Source organism: Micromonospora sp. SL4-19 (assembly GCF_047921475.1).
GTDB lineage: Bacteria > Actinomycetota > Actinomycetes > Mycobacteriales > Micromonosporaceae > Micromonospora.
In genome coordinates this window covers 63368-85632 of record NZ_JBLROB010000027.1, presented here as the reverse complement: position 1 = coordinate 85632, position 22265 = coordinate 63368, and the positions used below count along the sequence as shown (strand labels likewise).

At 71.9% G+C, this 22265-nt stretch carries 20 protein-coding genes; 3 read left to right on the top strand and 17 right to left on the bottom strand.

Annotation, left to right across the window (positions count from 1 at the left end; genetic code table 11):
- Window positions 1–72 precede the first annotated feature (72 nt).
- The 7 genes from ACNAVT_RS25225 to ACNAVT_RS25195 form a co-directional block, all read right to left on the bottom strand.
- Entirely contained in the window at window positions 73–1080 is a 1008-nt protein-coding gene (locus ACNAVT_RS25225; RefSeq protein ID WP_416299690.1) for a branched-chain amino acid ABC transporter permease, read from the bottom strand.
- Window positions 1081–1153: 73 nt separating this feature from the next.
- On the bottom strand, window positions 1154–2035 hold the full coding sequence (locus tag ACNAVT_RS25220; protein ID WP_416299688.1) for a branched-chain amino acid ABC transporter permease: 882 nt from the start codon (window positions 2033–2035) through the stop codon (window positions 1154–1156).
- Complete coding sequence (locus tag ACNAVT_RS25215) at window positions 2032–3285, bottom strand: ABC transporter substrate-binding protein (protein ID WP_416299686.1); 1254 nt, start codon at window positions 3283–3285, stop codon at window positions 2032–2034. The genes ACNAVT_RS25220 and ACNAVT_RS25215 overlap by 4 nt, the downstream gene beginning before the upstream one ends.
- Window positions 3286–3331: 46 nt before the next feature.
- Window positions 3332–4024, bottom strand: coding sequence for an ABC transporter ATP-binding protein (locus ACNAVT_RS25210; RefSeq protein ID WP_416299684.1), 693 nt, complete (start codon window positions 4022–4024; stop codon window positions 3332–3334).
- Window positions 4011–4772, bottom strand: coding sequence for an ABC transporter ATP-binding protein (locus ACNAVT_RS25205; protein WP_416299683.1), 762 nt, complete (start codon window positions 4770–4772; stop codon window positions 4011–4013). The genes ACNAVT_RS25210 and ACNAVT_RS25205 overlap by 14 nt, the downstream gene beginning before the upstream one ends.
- Window positions 4773–5034: 262 nt before the next feature.
- Window positions 5035–6111, bottom strand: a complete 1077-nt coding sequence (locus ACNAVT_RS25200) for an alcohol dehydrogenase catalytic domain-containing protein (protein WP_416299682.1) — start codon at window positions 6109–6111, stop codon at window positions 5035–5037.
- Complete coding sequence (locus ACNAVT_RS25195; RefSeq protein WP_416299681.1) at window positions 6108–7550, bottom strand: aldehyde dehydrogenase family protein; 1443 nt, start codon at window positions 7548–7550, stop codon at window positions 6108–6110. The genes ACNAVT_RS25200 and ACNAVT_RS25195 overlap by 4 nt, the downstream gene beginning before the upstream one ends.
- Before the next feature lie 174 nt (window positions 7551–7724).
- On the opposite strand from ACNAVT_RS25195, the gene ACNAVT_RS25190 reads away from it, so the two are divergent.
- A complete protein-coding gene (locus ACNAVT_RS25190) occupies window positions 7725–8897 on the top strand; it encodes an acyl-CoA dehydrogenase family protein (RefSeq protein ID WP_416299680.1) in 1173 nt (390 codons plus the stop codon).
- A 31-nt stretch (window positions 8898–8928) separates the two neighbouring features.
- Here the strand turns inward: ACNAVT_RS25190 and ACNAVT_RS25185 are convergent, their stop codons facing one another.
- A complete protein-coding gene (locus ACNAVT_RS25185) occupies window positions 8929–9966 on the bottom strand; it encodes an aminotransferase class V-fold PLP-dependent enzyme (protein WP_416299679.1) in 1038 nt (345 codons plus the stop codon).
- A 125-nt stretch (window positions 9967–10091) separates the two neighbouring features.
- Window positions 10092–13625, bottom strand: a complete 3534-nt coding sequence (dnaE, locus tag ACNAVT_RS25180) for a DNA polymerase III subunit alpha (RefSeq protein WP_416299678.1) — start codon at window positions 13623–13625, stop codon at window positions 10092–10094.
- 230 nt (window positions 13626–13855) lie between these two features.
- On the opposite strand from dnaE, the gene ACNAVT_RS25175 reads away from it, so the two are divergent.
- Complete coding sequence (locus ACNAVT_RS25175) at window positions 13856–14197, top strand: PadR family transcriptional regulator (RefSeq protein WP_416299677.1); 342 nt, start codon at window positions 13856–13858, stop codon at window positions 14195–14197.
- Window positions 14194–15138, top strand: coding sequence for a permease prefix domain 1-containing protein (locus ACNAVT_RS25170; protein ID WP_416299676.1), 945 nt, complete (start codon window positions 14194–14196; stop codon window positions 15136–15138). The genes ACNAVT_RS25175 and ACNAVT_RS25170 overlap by 4 nt, the downstream gene beginning before the upstream one ends.
- A 52-nt stretch (window positions 15139–15190) precedes the next feature.
- Here ACNAVT_RS25170 and ACNAVT_RS25165 read toward each other — a convergent pair whose 3' ends face one another.
- The 8 genes from ACNAVT_RS25165 to pgsA all read right to left on the bottom strand — a co-directional run bounded on the left by ACNAVT_RS25165 (window position 15191) and on the right by pgsA (window position 22072).
- Window positions 15191–15760 (bottom strand): GNAT family N-acetyltransferase, encoded by a 570-nt coding sequence (locus ACNAVT_RS25165; RefSeq protein ID WP_416299675.1) that lies wholly within the window; start codon window positions 15758–15760, stop codon window positions 15191–15193.
- A gap of 226 nt (window positions 15761–15986) precedes the next feature.
- Complete coding sequence (locus ACNAVT_RS25160; protein WP_416299674.1) at window positions 15987–16736, bottom strand: YebC/PmpR family DNA-binding transcriptional regulator; 750 nt, start codon at window positions 16734–16736, stop codon at window positions 15987–15989.
- 285 nt (window positions 16737–17021) lie between these two features.
- The gene (gene pdxT, locus ACNAVT_RS25155) at window positions 17022–17627 is read right to left on the bottom strand and encodes a pyridoxal 5'-phosphate synthase glutaminase subunit PdxT (protein ID WP_416299673.1); all 606 of its coding nucleotides are present in this window, start codon (window positions 17625–17627) and stop codon (window positions 17022–17024) included.
- 63 nt (window positions 17628–17690) lie between these two features.
- Window positions 17691–18608 carry a pyridoxal 5'-phosphate synthase lyase subunit PdxS gene (gene pdxS / locus ACNAVT_RS25150; protein WP_416299672.1) on the bottom strand — a complete coding sequence of 306 codons (918 nt, stop codon included), beginning with the start codon at window positions 18606–18608 and terminating at the stop codon, window positions 17691–17693.
- A gap of 149 nt (window positions 18609–18757) precedes the next feature.
- Window positions 18758–19261, bottom strand: coding sequence for a hypothetical protein (locus ACNAVT_RS25145; RefSeq protein WP_416299671.1), 504 nt, complete (start codon window positions 19259–19261; stop codon window positions 18758–18760).
- Between the two features lie 84 nt (window positions 19262–19345).
- Entirely contained in the window at window positions 19346–20506 is a 1161-nt protein-coding gene (locus tag ACNAVT_RS25140; protein WP_416299670.1) for a glycosyltransferase family 4 protein, read from the bottom strand.
- A gap of 13 nt (window positions 20507–20519) precedes the next feature.
- The gene (locus tag ACNAVT_RS25135) at window positions 20520–21455 is read right to left on the bottom strand and encodes a phosphatidylinositol mannoside acyltransferase (RefSeq protein WP_416299669.1); all 936 of its coding nucleotides are present in this window, start codon (window positions 21453–21455) and stop codon (window positions 20520–20522) included.
- Window positions 21452–22072 carry a phosphatidylinositol phosphate synthase gene (gene pgsA, locus ACNAVT_RS25130; RefSeq protein WP_416299668.1) on the bottom strand — a complete coding sequence of 207 codons (621 nt, stop codon included), beginning with the start codon at window positions 22070–22072 and terminating at the stop codon, window positions 21452–21454. The genes ACNAVT_RS25135 and pgsA overlap by 4 nt, the downstream gene beginning before the upstream one ends.
- Window positions 22073–22265 lie beyond the last annotated feature (193 nt).

Here is a 22265-nt window from a genome sequence, read left to right as displayed (position 1 = left end):
AACACAGGTGAACAACACGCCGCTGGCCGGCACCCGAAAAGGGTGCCGGCCAGCGGTGTCTTCACGCCGAGCTCACCGACGACGGAAACGCAGCGCCAGTGCCGCGACACTCCCCCAGATCCCCCGCCGGAACAGCAGCACGACCAGGACGAAGATGCCGCCGGTGACCAGGCCGATCGCCTCGAACCCGGAGAACGACAGCCAGTCCTCCAGGCGGACCACCAGCGCCGCCCCGAGCACGCCGCCCCAGAGGGTGCCGATACCGCCGAGCACGACCACGATGACCGCCTTGCCGGAGGTGGTCCAGTGCAGCACGTCGAGGGAGACGAACCGGTGACCGACGGCGAAGAGCCCGCCGCCCAGCCCGGCGAGGAAACCGGAGAGGACGAACGCGGTCAGCTTGTACCGGTGCACCGGGTAGCCGAGCGCCCGGGCCCGGGCCGGATTGTCCCGGATGCCGACCAGCACCCGACCGAACGGCGAGTGGACGATCCGCCAGGCGGCGACGAGCCCGAGCAGCACGATCGGCAGGATCGCGTAGTAGAAGTAGTAGTCGTCGGTGAGGTCCACCCCGAAGAAGGAGCGCGGCACCCCCTGGAGGCCGTTCTCGCCCCGGGTGACCGAGCGCCACTCGTTGGCCACGTAGTAGACCAGCTGCGCGAAGGCCAGGGTGACCATCGCGAAGTAGATCCCGGTGCGCTTGACGGCGAGATGGCCGATCGGCAGTGCGAGCAGCGCCGCGGCCAGGGCCCCGGCCAGCACGGCCGCCGGGAACGGCAGGCCGGCGTGGATCGCCACCAGGCCGGTGACGTACGCCGAGGTGCCCCAGAAGGCGGCGTGCCCGAAGGACATCAGCCCGGTGAAGCCGAGCAGCAGGTCCACCGACACGGCGAAGAGCGCCCAGCACAGGATGTCCACCGCCACCGCCGGGTAGAGCCCGTTGGGCAGCCAGAGCGCCACCACCAGGCCGACCGCGAGCAACGCGTACCGGACCCAGCGGGGCGCCCGGGCGACGGCGACCAGCCCGGACGGGGGCGCCGGACGGGCCGCGTCGGCGGGGGTGTCGACGGCGCTGGTCATGCCGTCACCTCGCTGCGCTCGGCGCCGTCATGACCTGTGGCACTGAGCTGGCTGATTCGCTCGCTGCGCTCGCTCATGCCGGTGCCTCCTCACGGCCGAACAGGCCGGCCGGGCGCCAGAGCAGCACCACGGCCATCACCACGAAGACGATCGTCTGCGACACGATCGGGAAGTCCGACAGGTACGCCTCGCCCCAGGCCTGGATCAGGCCGATGCCGAAACCGGCGGCGACCGAGCCGAAGATCGAGCCGAGGCCGCCGATCACCACCACCGCGAAGACCACGATGATCAGGTCGGCGCCCATCAGCGGGTTCACCGCGCGCATCGGGGCAGCGAGGACCCCGGCCAGCCCGGCCAGGGCGATCCCGAAGCCGAAGACCGGGGTGACCCACCTGCCCACGTCGATGCCGAAGGCCCGGGTCAGCTCGGGCCGCTCGGTGGCCGCCCGGACCACCATGCCGACCCGGGTACGCCCCAGCACCCACCACACCGCGACGCAGAGCAGCACGGTGAAGCCGAGGATGAAGACCCGGTACGTGGGGAAGTCGAAGAGCCCGAAGTCGACCGACCCGCTCAGCTCGGCCGGGGTGGCGTACGGGCTGGACTGCACTCCGTACCGGGACTTGACCAGGTCCTGGAGGATCAGCGTCAGGCCGAAGGTGAGCAGGAAGTTGTAGAGCGGGTCGAGCCGGGTCAGCCGGTGGATCACCGCCCGCTCCAGGAGCATGCCGAGCAGCCCCAGCGCGAGCGGCATGATCACCAACGCCGCCCAGAACGGCACACCCGCCTCGCTGAGCAGCACGTACGCCCCGAACGCGCCGAGCATGTAGAAGGCGCCGTGGGCGAAGTTCACCACCCGGAGCATGCCGAAGATGACGGCCAGCCCGAGGGCGAGCAGGGCGTAGAACGCCCCGCCCACCAACCCGTTGAACGTGTTCTGCAGGAATCCGGTCACAGCTTGCAGTCCGGCGACGGGGCGCGGAACGCCTCCGCGGCCGGAATGGTCTTGAGGACCTTGACGTAGTCCCACGGCTCGGTCACCTCGGCCTGCGGCTTCACCTGGGCCAGGTACGCGTCGTGGATGACCCGGTGGTCCTCGGCGCGGATCTTGCCGTTGCGCAGGAAGAGGTCGTTGACCTCCTTGCCTTCGAGGCCCTTGACCACGGCGTCCGCGTCGTCGGTGCCGGCGGCCTGCACCGCCTCCAGGTACTGCATGGCGGCGGAGTAGTTGGCCGCGTGCGCGAAGGACGGCCGGGTGCCGGTCGCGGACTGGAACTTGTCGGCCCACTCCCGGTTCTGCTGGTCGAAGTTCCAGTACCAGGCGTCGGTGTAGGTGGTGCCGGCGAGCGCGTCCGGGGTGAGCGAGTGGATGTCGGTGATGAACATCAGCCCCACGGCCAGCCCGACGCCCTTGTCCCGCAGCTTGAACTCGTTGTACTGCTTGACCACGTTGACGAGCTCGGCGCCGGCCTGCATGGTGCCGAGCACCTGCGGCTTCGGGTTCAGCGTCGGTGCCTTGAGCAGGAAGGACGAGTAGTCGCCGCTGGTGTTCGGGAACGGCGCGCCGTCCTTGCCGATGACCGTGCCGCCGGCGGCGGTGATGGCAGCGGTGAAGCTCTTCTCCATGTCCTGGCCGAAGGCGTAGTTCGGGTAGAGGATGTACCAGTTCTTGCCGACCTGCTCGGTGGTCACCGTGCCCGTGCCGTGAGCCAGCATGTAGGTGTCGTACGCGTAGTGGAACGTGTACTTGTTGCAGCTCTTGCCGGTCAGGTCGGTGGTGGCCGCGCCGATGTTGAAGTAGAGCTTCTTCTTCTCCTTGGCCACGTCGGCGACCTTCAGCGCGGCCGAGGAGGTCGGCACGTCGAGGATGGCGTCGACGCCCTTGCGGTCGTACATCTCCTGGGCCTTGCTGTTGGCCACGTCGGGCTTGTTCTGGTGGTCGGCGGTCTCCACCGAGATGTTCTTGGTGATCGCCTTGTCGCCGTACTTGGCCTTGAAGTCGGCAATGGCCATCTCCACGGCCTTGACCGAGTTCTTCCCGGACAGCTCGGAGTAGGCGCCGGACTGGTCGTTGAGGACGCCCAGCACGATCTTGCCGTCGGTCAGCTTCTGGTCGCCGCCGGACTGCGGACCACCGCCGCCGCAGCCGGTGACCAGCGCCGCCACCGCCGCCGAGGCGGCGGCCACACCCACGCTCCTGCGCATGTCGATCCCTTCCGTACCGCGCGGTCCGCGCGGGTCAGCCGTCGGTTCAGATCCCGAGGTACGCCAGCAGCTCGCGCTCCCGCGAGCGCACCTCGGAGTTGTCCATCGCCTCCGCGATGCGTCCCTCGGCCAGCAGGTAGTGCCGGTCGGCGACGCCGGTGGCGAAGTGCAGGTTCTGCTCGACCAGCAACACGGTCACGCCGTGCTTCTTGGCCTCCCGCAGCAGGTCGCCGACCTGCTGCACGAGCAACGGCGACAGCCCCTCGGTGGGCTCGTCGCAGAGCAGCAGCCGGGCGCCCATCCGCAGCACCCGGGCCAGCGCGAGCATCTGCTGCTCGCCGCCGGAGAGCATGGTGGCCGCCGAGTCCCGCCGGCTGTGGAGGGCGGGAAACGCCTCGTAGACCCGCTCCAGCGGCCACGGGTCGGGGCCGACCCGGGGCGGCAGGGTGAGGTTCTCGGTGACGCTGAGGGTGGCGTACGCGCCGCGGTCGTCGGGGACCCAGCCGAGCCCGAGCCGCGCCCGCTTGTCCGCCGGCAGCCGGGTGAGGTCGGTGCCGTCCAGAGTGACCGTGCCGCGCTGGCCGGCGTGCAGCCCCATCACGCAGCGCAGCAGGGTGGACTTGCCGGCGCCGTTGCGGCCGACCAGGGTGACCACCTCGCCGGCGGCCACGTCGAGGCTCACCTCCCGCAGCACCTGCGCCTCGCCGTACCAGGCGGAGAGGTTCTCAATGCGCAGCATCGGCGGCTCCCAGGTAGGCGGTGATGACCCGCTCGTCGGCGCGGACCTGCTCGTACGGCCCCTCGACCAGGACCTTGCCGGCCTGCAGGACGGTGACGGTGTCGGCGAGCCGGCCGACGACGCTCATGTTGTGCTCGACCATCACGATGGTGCGACCGGCCCGCACCCGCCCGATCAGGTCGACGGTGCGGTCGACGTCCTCCAGCCCCATGCCGGCGGTCGGCTCGTCGAGCAGCAGCACCTTCGGGTCGAGGGCGAGGGCGACGGCCAGCTCCAGGGCCCGCTTGCGCCCGTACGCGAGGGCTTCGGCCGGGGCCTCGGCCAGCTCGGCGAGGCCGACCATGGCCAGCAGCTCGTCGGCCCTGTCCCGGTAGCGGTTCATCAGCTTCGCGGAGCGCCAGAACCGCCAGCCCAGCCCGCTGGGCGACTGGAGGGCCAACGCCACGTGCTCCCGGGCGGAGAGCTGCGGGAAGAGGCTGGTGATCTGGAAGGAGCGCGCCACGCCGAGCCGGGCGACCCGCTCCGGGGGCAGCCCGGTGACGTCCCGGCCGGCCAGCTCGATGCGCCCGGCGGTGGGCGGCAGGAAGCCGGTGAGCAGGTTGAACAGCGTGGTCTTGCCGGCGCCGTTCGGCCCGACGAGGGCGTGCACGGTCTCCGGCGCCACGTCGAGGTCGACCCCGTCGACCGCCCGGAAGCCCCGGAAGTCCCGGGTCAGCCCGCGGGCCGACAGGAGCGCTTGCCCGGCCATCGTCACACCCTCCGCAGGTTGCGAGGCGACGACCAGGTCGGTGACGGGGATCACAGGGCCGCCGCGTGCAGGAAACCTACGGCGCTCGGCAGGAGTCGAGCTATGTCGATTCCCCACACATTCGGCCCGGGCCGGACGGCTTCGCTCCCCATAGGAATGGGCCCGTCCAGCCCGGTTCGCCGATCACCACGGGGATCGGCAGGCATCGACATGTGGGGTGCCGCCGTCACCGGCTGACGGCGTACTCGGCAGGGTCAGCCCGTCACTGCGGGAAGGTGACCACCCAACGGGCACCCTCGCCCCGGGCCAGCCGGCCGAACGCCGCCGGCGCCTCGTCGAGCGGGACGGTGCCGCTGACCAACGGACGCAGGTCCAGGGTGCCGTCGGTGAGCGCGGCCGCCAGCTCCGGCACCTCCCGGTCCGGGTCGGACGATCCGTACACCGAGGAGCGCAAGGTCCGGGCGGAGTGGAAGATGTCCAGCGCGGCGAGGCTGACCATGTCGTCCTTGCCGCCCATGCCGACCACGGTCACCGCGCCCCCACGGCGGGTCAGCCGCCAGGCGGCCCGGATGGTGGCGGCGCGGCCGACGCACTCGAAGGCGTGGTCGACGCCCCGCCCCGCGGTATGCGCCCGTACCTGCCTGGACAGCGTGTCGTCGGAGCGCAGGAAGTCGGTGGCCCCGGCGGCGAGCGCGAGGTCCCGCTTGGCCTCGGCCACGTCGACGGCGAGGATCGGCGCGGCGCCGGCCCGGCGGGCGGCGGTGAGCACGGCCAGCCCGACCCCGCCGAGGCCGATCACCGCGACCGACTCGCCGGCGGCCACCCGGGCGGTGCTGCGGACCGCGCCGGTGCCGGTGAGCACCGCGCAGCCGAGCAGCGCGGCCTGTTCCGGCGGCAGGCCGGCGGGCACCGGCACCGCGGCGTGCTCGGGCACCACCACCTCCTCGGCGAGCGCGCCGAGGCCGAGGGTGACGTGCAGCGGCATGCCGTCGGCGGTCGCGCCCCGGGCCACCGCCGGGGCGGTGTTGGCGACGCAGAGCCAGGGTTCGCCGTGCCGGCAGTGCCAGCAGGAGCGGCAGGCCGGCGCCCAGTTGAGCACCACCGACGTGCCGACGGCGAGCCGGGCGCCGGGGCCGGCCTCGGCGACCACGCCGGTCGCCTCGTGCCCCAGCACCAGCGGGTATGCGGGCGCGAGCGTGCCGTCCGTCATGGACAGGTCGGAGTGGCAGATGCCGGCGGCCCGGATGCGGATCCGCAGCTCGCCGGGGCCGGGGGCCGGCAGGCGTACCTCCTCGACGGCCGGGGTGGCGCCCCGGCCGCGGACCACGAGCGCCTTCACCGCTGGATCGCCTTGACCTCGGTGAACTCCTCGACGCCGAACCTGCCCAGCTCGCGGCCGAGGCCGGACTGCCGGTACCCGCCGAACGGGGCGAGCGGGTTGAAGGCGCCTCCGTTGACGTCCACCTGGCCGGTGCGCAGCCGGCGGGCGACGGCGAGCGCCTGCTCCTCGTCGGCGGACCAGACCGCGCCGGCCAGCCCGTACCGGGAGTTGTTGGCGATCGCGACGGCCTCGTCGGTGTCGTCGAACGGGACGACCGCGAGCACCGGCCCGAAGACCTCCTCCTGGGCGAGGGCGCTGTCCGGGTGCACGTCGGCGAAGACCGTGGGCGCGACGAAGTGCCCCCGCGGCGGCACCGTGGCGTCGGGGCCGCCGACGACCAGCCGCGCCCCGTCGGCGAGCGCCCGGTCGACGTGGCCGCGGACCCGCTCGGCCTGGGCGGCGGAGACCAGCGGGCCGAGCCGGGTGGCCGGGTCGAACGGGTCACCGAGCCGATACCCCGCGACGGCCGCTCGGACCAGGTCGATCGCCTCGTCGTAGCGGTCCCGGTGGACGAGCATCCGGGTCCAGGCGGTGCAGGTCTGCCCGGAATTGAGCAGGGCGTTGCCGACGCCGACCTTCACCGCGGTGGGCAGGTCGGCGTCGGCGAGGATCAGATTGGCGGACTTGCCACCGAGTTCCAGGGCGACCCGGGCGATCCGGTCGGCGGCGAGGTGGGCGATCCGACGGCCGGTGGCGGTGGAGCCGGTGAACGAGACCAGGTCGACGTCCGGGTGGCCGGCCAGGGCCTCGCCGACGACCGGCCCGGTGCCCGGCACCAGGTTGACCACGCCGGGAGGCAGTCCGGCCTCGCCGACCGCGTCGAAGAGCAGGTACGCGGTGAGCGGGGTGAGTTCGCTGGGCTTGAGCACCACGGTGCAGCCGGCCGCCAGGGCCGGTGCCAGCTTGGCGACGACCTGGTGCAGCGGGTAGTTCCACGGAGTGATCGCGCCGACGACGCCGACGGGTTCACGGACCACCAGCGAGTTGCCGACGGTCTCCTCGGCCGAGGGCCGGGCGGCGAGGTCGACCATGCCGCGCAGCACGGTGAGCGGGAGGCCGGCCTGCACCCGGGTGGCGAGCTTGATCGGGGTGCCCAGCTCCAGGGCGATGATGCGGGCGATCTCATCGGCGCGGGCGGCGAGCGCGCCGTGCAGCCGGTCGAGGTGGGCGGCCCGGTCGGCGGGGGCGGTGCCCGCCCAGCCGGGGAACGCGGCGCGGGCGGCGGCGACGGCCCGGTCGACGTCGGCCGGGGTGCCGGCGGGGACCTGCCCGACGATCTCCCCGGTGGCCGGGTTCTCGACCGGGATCACCTCGCCGTCCGCGGGGTCGATCCACTCCCCGGCGACGTGCAGCTGCCGGCGGACCAGGAGGGCGGGGGGCGCGGCGGCGAGATCCATGTGGTCCTTCCTGGCCTTGACCGAAACCAGCGTCGGGAGTGTGGACGCTACTCCGTGCGGGCGGAGCGCTCCAGCCGGGCGACGGTCCGTACTCGGTGGCCAGGGCGTGCAGCAGCGTGTCCAGGCCACTAGTTTGGGGGCGACCCGCCGCTGCGCCGACGCCGAGGGGAACCCGTGGACTTCGCACTGTCCGACGAGGAACGCGCCGTCCGGGACACCGTGCGCGCGTTCGTCGCCCGCGAGGTGATGCCGCTGGAGCAGGAGGTGCTGCGCCGCGAGCGGACCCACCGCCCCGGCCTGGAGCGCTCCGAGCTGCGCGAGTTGCAGCTCAGGGCACGCGCGTTCGGCTTCTGGGGCCTGGCCACCCCGGAGGAGTACGGCGGGATGGACCTGCCCGCGGTCACCCAGTCACTGATCTGGACCGAGCTGGGGCGTACCTTCGTGCCGTTCCGCTTCGGCGGCGAGGCGGACAACATCCTCTTCCACGCCACCGCCGAGCAGAGGCGCGAGTTCCTCGTCCCCACGATCGAGGGTGCACGGATCTCCTGCTTCGCGATCACCGAACCGGGCGCCGGCTCGGACGCGGCGAACATCCGGCTGCGCGCCCGCCGTGACGGCGACGACTGGGTCCTCGACGGTGAGAAGACCTTCATCACCAACGGCAACGACGCGGACTTCGCGATCGTGGTGGCGGTGACCGACCGGGACAAGGGCGCCCGCCACGGCGGCGCGACCGCGTTCCTGGTCGACCGGGCGATGGGCTGGCAGTCGGAGTTCATCCAGACCATGGGCGAGGGCGGCCCGGCGTCGCTGATCTTTGACGGCGTACGCGTGCCGCACCGCAACGTCCTCGGCGAGGTCGGCCAGGGGTTCGCCCTGGCCATGGAATGGATCGGCAAGGGTCGCTACACCATCCCCTCGCACGCCGTCGGGATCGCCGAGCGGGCGCTGCAGATGGCCGTCGACCATGCCAACACCCGCGAGACCTTCGGCGCGGCGATCGGCACCAACCAGGCCATCCAGTGGATGATCGCCGACTCGGAGACCGAACTGGAGGCGGCCCGCTGGCTGGTGCTGAAGTCGGCCTGGACGGTCGACCAGGGCCTGGACCCACGGCACGCCTCGTCGATGGGCAAGCTCTACGGCGCCGGCATGGTCAACCGGGTGATCGACCGGGTGCTCCAGATCCACGGCGGGATGGGCTACACCCGCGAGCTGCCCATCGAGCGCTGGTACCGGCAGGTCCGGCTCTACCGGATCTTCGAGGGCACCGACGAGATGCAGCGGCTGATCATCGCCCGCGACCTGCTGCGCGGATACACGAAGATCGGCGGCCACCTGGCCTGAGCGGCGACGGCTCCACCTCGCGGCGCACCGCTCAGCTCGTCAGCGCCTCCAGGGCCAGGTCGACGTCCTCGGTGTTGGTGTAGAGGTGGAACGACGCCCGGACCCGGCCGGCGCGTACCGCCGCGCGCACCCCGGCCCGCGCCAGCTTCTCCTCCGCACCGGGCACCGCGACGGTCACGATCGCGCTGTCACCGGGCGGCCGGCCCAGCCCGGTGAGGAACCGGTTGGCCAGCGCCACGTCGTGCTCGTGGACGGCGGGCAGCCCGATCTCGGCGAGCAGCTCCAGGGCGGGCGCCGCGCCGACGTAGCAGAACCACGCCGGGGAGATGTCGAAGCGGCGGGCGTCGTCGGCCAGCCGCAGCGGGGGGCCGTAGTAGGAGGCGTGCGGGTCCTGGCCCGCGTACCAGCCGGCGGCGTCGGGGCGCAGCCGCTCCCGCAGCGCCGGGGCCAGGTAGGCGAAGGCCGCGCCGCGCGGCGCCATCAGCCACTTGTACGCCGAGACCACCACCGCGTCCGCCCGGCCCGCGTCGAAGGGCAGCCAACCGCACCCCTGGGTGGCGTCCACCGCGACGAGGGTGCCGTGCGCCCGGGCCGCCGCGACGATCGTGTCGTACGGCGCGACGGTCCCGTCGGAGGACTGCACCAGGCTGAACGCGACCAGGTCGGTGTCGGCGTCGATCGCGTCGACCAGCCCGGCGAGCGGGACCGTACGCACCCGCACGCCGCGCTCCTGCTGCACCAGCCAGGGGAACAGGTTCGAGGTGAACTCCACCTCCGGGACGACCACGGTGGCCCCCGGCGGCAGTGCGGCCGCGACCGGGGCGAGCAGCTGCGACGTGGTGCTGCCGATCGCGACGTCCGCGGCGGCCACCCCGATCAGGCCCGCGAAGGCGGCCCGGGACCGGCCCACCGACTCGGCCCAGCCCTCGAAGGAGACCCGCCCCGCCCGCCAGTCGGCGAGCACGTCCTGCACGGCCGCCCAGGCCGGGTCGGGCGGCAGCCCGTAGGTGGCGGTGTTCAACCAGCCGGGCTCCGGCTGCCACAGCTTCTGCGCCTGTTCCAGCTCCATACGGGCGACGCTAGTGCCGCCGGACCGGCGGCGGTCAGCGCCAATTCCGTACCGGTGGCCCCGAGACGAGGAGCGGGTTTGCTCAGAGTGATGCTCCCTGGTGAGGCCAGGTGCCGAGCGGTGGGTCAGCTCACGTTGGCCGGGCCGAGGACGCTCTTCAGGTCGCCCATCAGCGCGGTGGTGGCCGCCACCCGGAACGGGCCGAGCCGCAGCGTGGTGACCTTGCCGCCGTTGAGCAGCTTGACGTGCACCTCGGTGTCGCCCGGGTGCAGCACCAGGGTCTCCTTGAGTTTCTCCACCAGCGGTGGCGTACAGCGGTGCACCGGGATGGTCAGGGTGACCGGCTTGTTCGCCGGGTTGCTGCTGATGTCCGGCATGGACATGTCCATCGCCATGATGCGCGGAGTGTCGTCGCGCCGGTCCACCCGCCCCTTGACCACCACGATCGCGTCCTCGGCGATGTACTGGCCGATCACCTCGTAGGTGTTGGGGAAGAAGAGCGTCTCGACACCACCGGCGAGGTCCTCCAGGGTGGCCGAGGCCCAGGCCCGGCCCTGCTTGGTGACCCGGCGCTGCACGCCGGAGAGGATGCCGGCCAGGGTGACCACCGCGCCGTCGGGCACGGTCCCCTCCTCGGAGAGGGCGGCGATGGTGGTGTCGGCCGCCGCGCCGAGCACGTGCTCCAGGCCGAACAGTGGGTGGTCGGAGACGTACAGGCCGAGCATCTCGCGTTCGAAGGCGAGCTTGTCCCGCTTGTCCCACTCCCCCTCGCCGATGATCGGCATCACCGTGGTGCTGCTGGCGGTGTCGACGTCGCCGAAGCCCGCGCCGAAGAGGTCGTACTGACCGACCGCCTCCTTGCGCTTGACGTCGGCGTACGCGTCGATGGCGTCGGCGTGCACGGCGAGCAGGCCCTTGCGCGGGTGCCGCATCGAATCGAAGGCGCCCGCCTTGATCAGGGATTCGATGGTCTTCTTGTTGCAGACCACCGCGTCCACCTTCGACAGGAAGTCGTAGAAGTCGGTGTACGCGGCCTTCTCCTCGCGGCACCGCATGATCGAGGTGACCACGTTCGCACCGACGTTGCGGATGGCGGCGAGGCCGAAGCGGATGTCCTTCCCGACCGGGATGAACGGGCCGGCCGAGGTGTTGACGTCGGGCGGCAGCACCTGGATGCCCATCCGCCGGCACTCGGACAGGTAGAGCGCCATCTTGTCCTTGTCGTCGCCGACGGAGGTGAGCAGCGCGGCCATGTACTCGGCCGGGTAGTTGGCCTTCAGGTAGCCGGTCCAGTAGGACACCAGGCCGTAGCCGGCGGTGTGCGCCTTGTTGAACGCGTAGTCGGCGAACGGGACCAGGATGTCCCACAGCGTCTGGATGGCCTGGTCGGAGTAGCCGTTGCCGCGCATGCCGTCGCGGAACGGCACGAACTCCTTGTCGAGGACCTCCTTCTTCTTCTTGCCCATCGCCCGGCGCAGCAGGTCGGCCTGGCCGAGGCTGTAGCCGGCGAGCTTCTGCGCGGCGCGCTGCACCTGCTCCTGATAGACGATCAGGCCGTACGTCGGGCCGAGGATCTCCTCCAGGGGCTCGGCCAGCTCCGGGTGGATCGGGGTGATCTCCTGCTGGCCGTTCTTGCGCAGCGCGTAGTTGGTGTGCGAGTTGGCGCCCATCGGACCGGGCCGGTAGAGCGCGAGGACCGCGGAGATGTCCTCGAAGTTGTCCGGCTTCATGAGCCGCAGCAGCGAGCGCATCGGCCCGCCGTCGAGCTGGAACACGCCGAGCGTGTCGCCCCGGGCCAGCAGCTCGTACGTCGGCTTGTCGTCCAGCGGGAGCTGGAGCAGGTCGACCTGGCGGCCGTGGTTGCTCTCGATGTTCTTCAGCGCGTCGTCGATGATGGTCAGGTTGCGCAGGCCGAGGAAGTCCATCTTCAGCAGCCCGAGCGACTCGCACGTCGGATAGTCGAACTGGGTGATGATGGCGCCGTCGGCGTCGCGCCGCATCAGCGGGATGTGCTCGATGATCGGCTCGGCGGACATGATGACGCCGGCGGCGTGCACGCCGGTCTGCCGGATCAGCCCCTCGATGCCGCGCGCGGTGTCGATGACCTTCTTGACGTCCGGGTCCGACTCGTAGAGCCCCCGGATCTCGCCGGCCTCCGCGTACCGGGGGTGCTTCGGGTCGAAGATGCCGGTGAGCGGGATGTCCTTGCCCATCACCGCCGGGGGCATCGCCTTGGTGATCCGGTCGCCCACCGCGTACGGGTAGCCGAGCACCCGGGCCGAGTCCTTGATCGCGGCCTTCGCCTTGATCGTGCCGAACGTCGCGATCTGGGCGACCTTGTCCTCGCCCCACTTGTCGGTGACGTACTTGATGACCTCGCCGCGCCGGCGCTCGTCGAAGTCGATGTCGACGTCCGGCATCGAGACGCGCTCGGGGTTGAGGAACCGCTCGAAGATCAGGCCGTGTGGCAGCGGGTCCAGGTCGGTGATGCCCAGGGCGTACGCGACCAGCGAGCCGGCGGCCGAGCCACGGCCCGGGCCGACGGCGATGCCCTGGTTCTTGGCCCACTGGATGAAGTCGGCGACCACGAGGAAGTACGACGGAAAGCCCATCTGGATGATGACGCCCAGCTCGTACTCGGCCTGCTTGACGTGGGTCTCCGGGACGCCGCCGGGGAAGCGGCGGGCCAGGCCGGCGAAGGTCTCCTTGCGGAACCAGGACTCCTCGGTCTCCCCCTCCGGAACGGGGAAGCGCGGCATCAGGTTGTGGAACTCGAACATGCCGGCCGGGTCGACCTTCTCGGCGACCAGCAGGGTGTTCCGGCAGCCCTGCAGCCAGATGTCCGACGAGTCGACGGCGCGCATGTCCTCGGCGGACTTGATGTAGTAGCCGCTGCCGTCGAACCTGAACCGGTTGGGGTCGGCGACGTTCGCCGCGGTCTGTACGCAGAGCAGCACGTCGTGCGCCTCGGACTGCGCCTCGTGCGTGTAGTGCGAGTCGTTGGTGACCACCGGCGGGATGTCCAGCTTCCGGCCGATGTCGAGCAGCTCCTGGCGGACCCGGCGCTCGATGTCGATGCCGTGGTCCATGATCTCCAGGAAGTAGTTCTCCTTGCCGAAGATGTCCTGGTATTTCGCCGCCGCCTTCAGCGCCTCGTCGAACTGGCCCAGCCGCAGCCGGGTCTGCACCTCCCCGGAGGGGCAGCCGGTCGTCGCCATGAGTCCGTCGCCGTGCTCGGCGAGCAGCTCCGCGTCCATCCGCGGCCACTTGACGAAGAAACCCTCGGTGTACGACCGGCTGGTGAGCTTGAACAGGTTGTGCAGGCCGACCTTGTTGCGCGCCCAGATGGTCATGTGGGTGTAGCCGCCGCTACCGGAGACGTCGTCGCTCTTCTGCTCGGGCCGGCCCCACCGCACGCGCTGCTTGTGGAAGCGCGACTCCGGCGCGACGTACGCCTCGATGCCCAGGATCGGCTTGACCCCGGCCGCCGTCGCCTGCTTGTAGAAGTCGTTCGCGCCATGCATGTTGCCGTGGTCGGTCATCGCCACCGCCGGCATCCCCTGGCGGCTGACCTCGGCGAAGAGGTCCTTGAGCCGGGCCGCCCCGTCGAGCATCGAGTACTCGGTGTGCACGTGCAGATGCGCGAACGAATCAGCCATGCGTGGCGCCCCCCGGCGTTATGGATCTTGATGGTCGGAGCCGACCGGGACCTACCCTACCGAGGCCGTCCGGGCGGCTCCACCGTCCGCGCCGGAGGTGGCCTCCGTCTCGCCCGGGTCCGCTCCGGGACCGCCCGCCGCGGCCTTGGCACCCGCCGTGAGACACCACTCGCGCCACACGATGTAATGCCGCTCGACAATAGTGTGTGCAACACAGTATGGTGGGAGACATGGTTAGCGAGGATGTCCTCCGGACCCATCTACAGGAGTTGCGGCGCGGCACCGTCGTGGTGGCGAGCCTGGTCGCCCTGCGCCGCCCGGACTACGGCTACGCGCTGCTGCAACGGCTCACCGCGCACGGCTTCCCGGTCGATGCGAACACGCTCTATCCGCTGCTCCGGCGGCTCGAGGAGCAGGGGCTGCTGACCAGCGAGTGGAACACCGAGGAGAGCCGGCCGCGCAAGTTCTACCGCATCAGCGACGAGGGCGAAGCGGTGCTGGACCGCCTCCTCGACGACCTCGCCGCCGTGCAGACCTCCGTCACGAGCCTGATCGAAGGAGTGGACCGATGAGTTCGCTGACCGACCGCTACGTCGCCGCCACCCTCCGGGAGGTCCCGGCGCAACGCCGCACGGAGATCGCCACCGAGCTGCGCGCCTCCATCGAGGACATGATCGACGGGCGCACCGACGGCGGGCAGGACCACGGCACCGCGGAGCGCGAGGTGCTCACCGAGCTGGGCAACCCGGAGCAGCTCGCCGCCCGTTACACCGACCGCCGGTTGCAGCTCATCGGCCCGCGCTACTACCTGGTCTGGTGGCGGCTGCTCCGGACGCTGCTCACCTTCATTCCGGCCATCGTGGGCGTCGTGGTCGGCGCGGTCAAGGCGACGGTCGACGGCGAGTTCGGCCCGGCGATCGGCGCCGGGGTGGTCGGCGCGATGCAGACCGCGGTGCAGATCGCGTTCTGGGTCACCGCCGTCTTCGCCATCCTCGAGCGCACCAACGCGCCGCTGAACCTGCCCGCGTGGAACGTCGACCAGCTGCCCGAGGCGCCGGAGGAGCGGCAGGTGACACTGGTCGACACCTGCTTCTCGATCGCCTTCCTGGTGCTCTTCATCGCGGCCTTCCCCTGGCAGCACTTCCAGCCCTGGGTCTCGAGCGACGGTTCCCGGCTGCCGATCATCGACCCGGCGCTGTGGGGCTCCTGGCTGCCGGTGCTGCTGGCGGTGCTGGTCGCCAGCATCGGCCTGGAGCTCGCGAAGTACCGGGCCCGCCGGTGGACCTGGCCGCTGGTCGCGGTCAGGGCGGTGCTCGACCTCGCCTTCGCCGTGCCGCTCGTCTGGCTGCTGCTCACCGACCGGCTGCTCAACCCGGAGCTGGTCCAGCGGTTCGAGTGGCTGCGCGAGGACGGCGCGCAGGACGTGGCCCGGGTGATCGCCGTGTTCACCGCCGTCATCATCGTCTGGGGCTTCATCGACACCGCCGTCAAGGCGCGGCGGCACACCGCCTGAAGCGGTTCCGGCCCGGCGCTCCCGTGTGCGCCGGGCCGGAACGTCGCCGTGGTCAGGCGCCGGCTGCCCCGGCCCGCCACTCCCGGTCCAGTAGGGCGTACACGGCCTCGTCCGTCCACTCGCCCTTGACGAACTCGTTCTCCCGCAGGTGCGCCTCGCGGCGCATGCCGAGCCGCTCCAGCACTCGCGCTGACGCCGTGTTGCGGGCGTCGAGGCGACCGACGATCCGGTGCAGCCCGAGGCCGTCGAAGCCGAGCCGGAGCATCTCCCGGGCCGCCTCGGTGACGTACCCCTGGCCGGCGTGGTCCGGGTGCAGCACGTACCCGATCTCGCCCTGCCGGTGCTCGGCGCTGGTCCAGACCAGCAGAACGTCGCCGATCAGCTCGCCGGTCTCCGGCAGCACCATCGCCAGGTTCAGCACGTCACCGGGTTCGCGCAACGCGGTGCGTCGTACCACCCGGTCGATCGCCGCCCGGGCGGCGGCCTCGTCGTAAGGGTCGTGGTAGAGGAAGCGGGTGACCTCCGGCCGGGAGCGGTACGAGAACAGGGCGTCGAGGTCGTCGGCGGTGAACGGGCGCAGCACCAGGCGGTCGGTGCGCAGCGGCAGGTCGGGGACGAGCATCCCGGCAGGGTACGGGCAGCCCGGTCGACCGGTCAGCCGAGTTTCGCGGCGATGCCGTCGAGCACGACCTCCAGGCCGGCGTCGACCCGCCCCGGCTGCGCGAGCCGGTGGTCCCGGGACGAGCGGGCGCAGGCCGAGGAGGTCGGCCCGGCTGCTGGACCTGGCCGACACGACGAATCGCCGGGCCGGTGAGGGCACCGACCCGGCGTCCGCCTCAGCGCCGTCGTCAGCCGACGGCGGCCATCACCTCGTCGGAGACGTCGAAGTTGGCGAAGACGTTCTGCACGTCGTCGCAGTCCTCGAGCACGTCGATCAGCTTGAACACCTTGCGCGCACCCTCCTCGTCCAGCGGCACGTTGACGCTGGGGATGAGGGAGGACTCGGCCGACTCGTAATCGATGCCGGCGTCCTGCAGGGCGGTGCGGACCGGGAGCAGGTCGCCCGGCTCCGAGACCACCTCGTAGGCCTCACCGAGGTCGTTGACCTCCTCGGCGCCGGCGTCGAGGACGGCCATCATCACGTCGTCCTCGGTGGTGCCCGCCTTGGGGACGATCACCACGCCCTTGCGGGAGAACATGTACGACACCGAGCCGGCGTCGGCGAACGAGCCGCCGTTGCGGGTCAGTGCGGTGCGCACCTCGGTGGCGGCGCGGTTACGGTTGTCGGTCAGGCACTCGATGAGCAGCGCGACACCGTTCGGGCCGTAGCCCTCGTACATGATCGTCTGGTAGTCGGCGCCGCCGGCCTCCAGGCCGGAGCCGCGCTTCACCGCGCGATCGATGTTGTCGTTCGGGACGGAGTTCTTCTTCGCCTTCTGGATGGCGTCGTAGAGGGTCGGGTTGCCGGCCGGGTCGCCGCCGCCGGTCCGGGCCGCCACCTCGACGTTCTTGATCAGCTTGGCGAACATCTTGCCGCGCTTGGCGTCGATGACGGCCTTCTTGTGCTTGGTGGTCGCCCACTTTGAGTGGCCGGACATCTCATACCTCCGTTAGTGATCCACGCCTGCGTCGACTGCCCGCGCCGAATCCACGGTCAACCGGTACGGATGGAGCTGGCCGGTCGGCTCCGCGTGGACGGCTGCGGCGAGCGATGGCCCTGCCGAACCGCGGCAATCCTACCGAGAGCGGGTGCCCGCATGTCACACCCGGCACCCGCGCCGGGGGGCGGCGGCGGGTCGGCGGGGTGGCCCGGCAGTCACCGGAGGAGAACAACCGCTGGCCGGAAAACCTGCCCGCAGGTGCCCGGAAGGATCGCTCCCCGCTCAGGTCGCGGCCCGGACCAGGTCCACGAAGTACCGGTGAACCCGACGGTCCCCGGTGAGTTCCGGGTGGAACGAGGTGGCCATCAGGTTGCCCTGCCGGACCGCGACGATCCGGTCGGCGGCCGGCTCGTCGGTGACCCGGCCGAGCACCTCGACGCCGGCACCGACCCGCTCGACCCAGGGGGCCCGGATGAAGACGGCGTGGAACGGTTCGCCGTCGATCCCGGCGATCCCCACCGGCGCCTCGAACGAGTCGACCTGCCGGCCGAACGCGTTGCGGCGGACGGTCATCTCGATGCCCTGGAAGCCGCGCTGGTCCGGGCGGCCGTCGAGCACCTCGGACGCCAGCATGATCATGCCGGCGCAGGAACCGTAGACCGGCAGGCCGGCGGCGATCCGCTTGTCGATCGGCTCCCGCATCTCGAAGATGTCGGCGAGCTTGCTGATGGTGGTGGACTCGCCGCCCGGGATGACCAGCCCGTCGACCGCGTCCAGCTCGGCCGGACGGCGGACCGGGCGGGCGTCCGCGCCCGCGCCGGCCAGGGCGGCGACGTGCTCGCGTACGTCCCCCTGGAGCGCGAGCACACCGATGACGGGTGCGGTCACGTTCGCTCCTCTCATGGAGTGTGCGGAGGGGCCCCTGCGACAGGTCGGGCCCCTCCGGTCACGTCACCAGCCGCGCTCGGCCAGCCGGTGCGGCTGCGGGATCTCGTCGACGTTGATGCCGACCATCGCCTCGCCCAGGCCGCGGGAGACCTTGGCCAGCACGTCGGGGTCGTCGTGGAAGGTGGTGGCCTTCACGATCGCGGCGGCGCGCTGGGCCGGGTTGCCGGACTTGAAGATGCCCGAGCCGACGAAGACGCCCTCGGCGCCGAGCTGCATCATCATGGCGGCGTCGGCCGGGGTCGCGATGCCGCCCGCGGTGAACAGCACCACCGGCAGCTTGCCGGTCTCGGCGATCTCCTTGACCAGCTCGTACGGCGCCTGGAGCTCCTTGGCGGCCACGAACAGCTCGTCGGCCGGCAGCGACTGGAGCCGGCGGATCTCCTTGCGGATCTTGCGCATGTGGGTGGTGGCGTTGGAGACGTCACCGGTGCCGGCCTCGCCCTTCGAGCGGATCATGGCCGCGCCCTCGGTGATCCGGCGCAGCGCCTCGCCCAGGTTGGTCGCGCCGCAGACGAAGGGGACGGTGAACGCCCACTTGTCGATGTGGTTCTCGTAGTCGGCCGGGGTCAGCACCTCGGACTCGTCGACGTAGTCGACACCGAGGGACTGGAGGACCTGGGCCTCGACGAAGTGGCCGATGCGGGCCTTCGCCATCACCGGGATCGAGACGGCGTTGATGATGCCGTCGATCATGTCCGGGTCGCTCATCCGGGACACGCCGCCCTGCGCGCGGATGTCGGCGGGCACCCGCTCCAGCGCCATGACGGCGACCGCGCCGGCGTCCTCAGCGATCTTGGCCTGCTCGGGGGTGACCACGTCCATGATCACGCCGCCCTTGAGCATCTCGGCCATCCCCCGCTTGACGCGGGCGGTGCCGACGACGGGAGTGACGTTGGTGTTCGGGGAGGTGGATTCGGGCACGGGTCATCGCTCCTTGGGCATGTTCGGGGGTGGCTGCGGAAATGCTACGACGGGGTCAACGCCGGTCCGACAGCCAATCAGACCCACGGTGGCCTGCTCTGTGGTCGGCGTCACGCCTGGTCTTGGCCGCTGAGCGAGCCGGTGCCCGGTCAGCCGGTGGGGACGTCCGCCGAGGCGGTGAGGGTGGGGTCGTCGATGTCGAAGTAGCGGGCCAACTCGTGCCCGCGGCCCATCCGCAACAGGCGCACCAGTCGCCGGCCACGGGCCGCCCGGGCGTCCCGGACCAGATCGGTGTGCACCTGCCGGGCCAGCGCAAGCCGCCGGCTGGCCGCGATCACCGCCTCGCAGGTCGAATCGTCCGAATCCAGCTCGACCGTGCGCAACTGCCGGGTGAGGTCGTTCTCGGCGGCCTCCCGCTCGTCCGGGGCGGCGTCCAGGGCGATCCGCGCGGCGGCATACAACTCCACGCCGTAGCGCCGCTCGGCCAGCACGGCGGCGGCCGCCGCGCGACGCAGCAGGTGGGCGTCGAGCGCCCGGGCCGCCGACTCCGCGCGGGCCTGCAGCCGCTCGACCCGGCCGGCCGTCCAGATCAGGTACGCCGTGACCAGCCCGACGGCCAGGACCGCGCCCACCACCCACCACATGCCCGGCATCGTAGTGCTGCTCCGTTCCCGTCCGGTCCGGCGCGGCCGTGGGCCGACGCTCTCGTCACATCGGCCCCACCGGCCACCCGGGGTTCAGCCCAGCTCCACCCATTCCTGGTCCATGACCCGGCCGTCGGTGGCCTCGATCGCCGCTGCGTACACCTCCAGCACCCGACGGGCCACCACGGACCAGTCGAAGTTCGCCGCCACCTGGTCGCCGCTGCCGGTCAGCGCCGCCCGCTGCCCGGCGTCGTCGAGCAGCTCGGTCAGGGCGGCACGCAGCGCCACCGCGTCGCCGGTCGGGAACAGCCGCCCGGCCCGCCCGCCGTCCAGGACCCGGCGGAACGCGTCCAGGTCGCTGGCCACCACCGTGGTGCCGGCGGCGAGCGCCTCGGTGAGGATCATCCCGAAGGACTCCCCACCGGTGTTCGGTGCCACGTAAAGGTGCAGGCTGCGCAACATGCGAGGTTTGTCCGCCTCGGAGACCATGCCGAGGAAGGTGATCCGGTCGCGCAGCCCGACCGGGAACTGCCCGTACAGGTCGTCCCGGTCGCCCGGCCCGGCCACCAGCAGGCGCAGCCCCGGCCGGTGCGGGGCGAGCGCGACGAAGGCGTCCCGCAGGATCGGGAAGCCCTTGCGGGGCTCGGTGAACCGGCCCAGGAAGCCGACCGTCCCGCCGGTGCCCGGCGCGCACTCCCCCGGCCAACCGGGCAACGGTTCGACGCCGGCGAACTTCGCCACCGCGACCCCGTTGGGGATCTCCACCGCACCGCCGTCCAGGTGCTCGACCTGCACCTTGCGGGCCAGGGCGCTGACCGCGATCCGGGCGGTGATCCGCTCCAGCACGATCTGGAGCATCCCCTGCGCCGCGGAGAGCACCCGGGACCGGGTCATCGCGGTGTGGAAGGTGGCCACCACCGGGCCGCGGGCGCAGAGCACGGCGAGCATCGACAGGCTGGGCGTGAGCGGCTCGTGCACGTGCAGCACGTCGAAGTCGCCCCGGGTGATCCAGCGCCGCACCCGGGCGGTGGAGACCGGGCCGAAGGCGATCCGGGCCACCGAGCCGTTGTACGGCAGGGGCACCGCCCGCCCGGCGGCCACCACGTACGGCGGCAGCGGCGAGTCCTCGTCTGCCGGGGCGAGCACGCTCACCTGGTGGCCCAGCCCGATCAGTGCCTCGGCCAGGTCCATGACGTGGTTCTGCACCCCGCCCGGGACGTCGAAGGAGTACGGGCACACGATGCCGATCCGCACTGCGCCCGCTCCCTCAGATCGTCCCGCTGGCGGCCGGCGGCTGCGGCGGAGCGCCCGCGCCGTCGGTCCGCTGGTCCAGCCACATCCGCTGCAACATGTGCCAGTCTTCCGGATGGCGCGCGATGCCCGCCGCCAGGCAGTCGGCAATCCGCTGCGTGAGGACGCGGACCCGGACGTCCAGCGGACCGCTGTCCGGGTCGGGCGCCTCCAGCGGGCCCTCGAGGAAGCCGCAGGCGAGATCCGGCTCGTACCACATCGAGGCGACGTAGAGGGGCGCGCCGCTCCGGATCGCCAGCAGGGCCGGGCCGGGCGGCATCCGGGTCCGGCCGCCGAAGAAGTCCACCTCCACGCCGCGCGCGGAGAGGTCCCGGTCGGCGAGCAGCGGCACCACCGCGCCGGCCCGCAGCCGGTCCAGCAGCACGTCGAAGGCCGGCCGGTCGCCACCGTTGGTGGGCAGGATCTCCATGCCCAGGCCCTGCCGGAAGGCGAGGAAGCGCTCGTAGACGCCCTCCGGCTTGAGCCGCTCGGCGACCGTGGTGATCGGCCAGCCGGAGGCCGCCACCCAGGCACCGGCGGCGTCCCAGTTGCCGGCGTGCGGCAGCGCGACCACCGCGCCCCGGCCGGCCGCCACGTCGGCGCCGAGCTTCTCGTGGCCGTCGAGCCGGAACGCGGCGAGGATCTCCGGGCGGCTCAGCGCGGGCAGGCGGAACGCCTCCATCCAGTACCGGGCGTACGACCGCAGGCCGGCCCGGACCAGGGCGTCCAGCTCCGCCTCGGGCACCTCCGGGCCGACCACCCGGCGCAGGTTGGCACGGAGTCGGGCCGTACCGCGGCCGCTCCTGCGGTGGGCGCGGTCGGCGCCCGCCCGGAAGGCGGCGGCGACCACGGGCCGAGGCAGCGCCCGGGCCAGCCGCCAGCCGGCGACGTAGCCCAGCTCGGTGAGGTTCACTCCTGGCCGACCAGCTGCGCCTGCCGGTACACGTGGACCATGCGCTGCCCGACCGTGAAGATGGAGACGGCGGCGAGCAGCCAGAGCGCGATCTGTAGGGCCGGCTTGACGCCGAGGCCGGTGAGCAGGCCGCCCACCCCGACGATCAGCAGCCGCTCGGTGCGCTCGGCGATGCCCACGTTGCAGGTCATGCCCAGCCCCTCGGCGCGGGCCTTGACGTAGGAGACCAGGCCCCCGGCGGCCAGGCAGAGCAGTGCCGCGGCCACCCCCGAGTACTGGTGCTGGGTGGCCAGCAGGTATGCGACCGCGCCGAACACGGCGCTGTCGGCGACCCGGTCCATGCTCGAGTCGAGGAAGGCCCCGAACCGGGTGGACCCACCACTCATCCGGGCCATCGTGCCGTCGAGCAGATCGGTGAGCGCGAAGACCGTGACGATCAGCGCGCCGGCGACCAGGTGGCCGCGGGCGCCGAAGCCGAGCGCGCCGACGAGCACGCCGACAGTGCCGGTCACGGTGACCGCGTTGGGGGACACGCCCGCGCGGAGCAGACCGCGCGCGACCGGCTCCACGACGCGGGTCATGCCCGCTCGGGCCGTTACTTGGAAGATCTTCGCCATGGCTGTCCCACGATAACGGCCGACGGCGGCCGGCGACACGGCCGGTCGTCCCGACCCGCCTGGCAGGCTTGTGCGGGGTCGGCAACGGGTGTGAGATCGAGCCTGGGAGGTGAGCCAGCTCACCGAACCACCCGTCCGAGAACCCGTCGTCCAGGAGACCACCGGAGGATATCGCCGCGGCACCCGTCCGGGC

What these genes read in the sequence shown, in the direction of transcription:
- ACNAVT_RS25225 (WP_416299690.1), bottom strand. Translation starts at nt 1,080, where the DNA reads ATGACCAGCGCCGTCGACACCCCCGCCGACGCGGCCCGTCCGGCGCCC.
- ACNAVT_RS25215 (WP_416299686.1), bottom strand. Translation starts at nt 3,285, where the DNA reads ATGCGCAGGAGCGTGGGTGTGGCCGCCGCCTCGGCGGCGGTGGCGGCG.
- ACNAVT_RS25210 (WP_416299684.1), bottom strand. Translation starts at nt 4,024, where the DNA reads ATGCTGCGCATTGAGAACCTCTCCGCCTGGTACGGCGAGGCGCAGGTG.
- ACNAVT_RS25205 (WP_416299683.1), bottom strand. Translation starts at nt 4,772, where the DNA reads ATGGCCGGGCAAGCGCTCCTGTCGGCCCGCGGGCTGACCCGGGACTTC.
- ACNAVT_RS25195 (WP_416299681.1), bottom strand. Translation starts at nt 7,550, where the DNA reads ATGGATCTCGCCGCCGCGCCCCCCGCCCTCCTGGTCCGCCGGCAGCTG.
- ACNAVT_RS25185 (WP_416299679.1), bottom strand. Translation starts at nt 9,966, where the DNA reads ATGGAGCTGGAACAGGCGCAGAAGCTGTGGCAGCCGGAGCCCGGCTGG.
- dnaE (WP_416299678.1), bottom strand. Translation starts at nt 13,625, where the DNA reads ATGGCTGATTCGTTCGCGCATCTGCACGTGCACACCGAGTACTCGATG.
- ACNAVT_RS25175 (WP_416299677.1), top strand. Translation starts at nt 13,856, where the DNA reads ATGGTTAGCGAGGATGTCCTCCGGACCCATCTACAGGAGTTGCGGCGC.
- ACNAVT_RS25170 (WP_416299676.1), top strand. Translation starts at nt 14,194, where the DNA reads ATGAGTTCGCTGACCGACCGCTACGTCGCCGCCACCCTCCGGGAGGTC.
- ACNAVT_RS25165 (WP_416299675.1), bottom strand. Translation starts at nt 15,760, where the DNA reads ATGCTCGTCCCCGACCTGCCGCTGCGCACCGACCGCCTGGTGCTGCGC.
- ACNAVT_RS25160 (WP_416299674.1), bottom strand. Translation starts at nt 16,736, where the DNA reads ATGTCCGGCCACTCAAAGTGGGCGACCACCAAGCACAAGAAGGCCGTC.
- ACNAVT_RS25145 (WP_416299671.1), bottom strand. Translation starts at nt 19,261, where the DNA reads ATGCCGGGCATGTGGTGGGTGGTGGGCGCGGTCCTGGCCGTCGGGCTG.
- pgsA (WP_416299668.1), bottom strand. Translation starts at nt 22,072, where the DNA reads ATGGCGAAGATCTTCCAAGTAACGGCCCGAGCGGGCATGACCCGCGTC.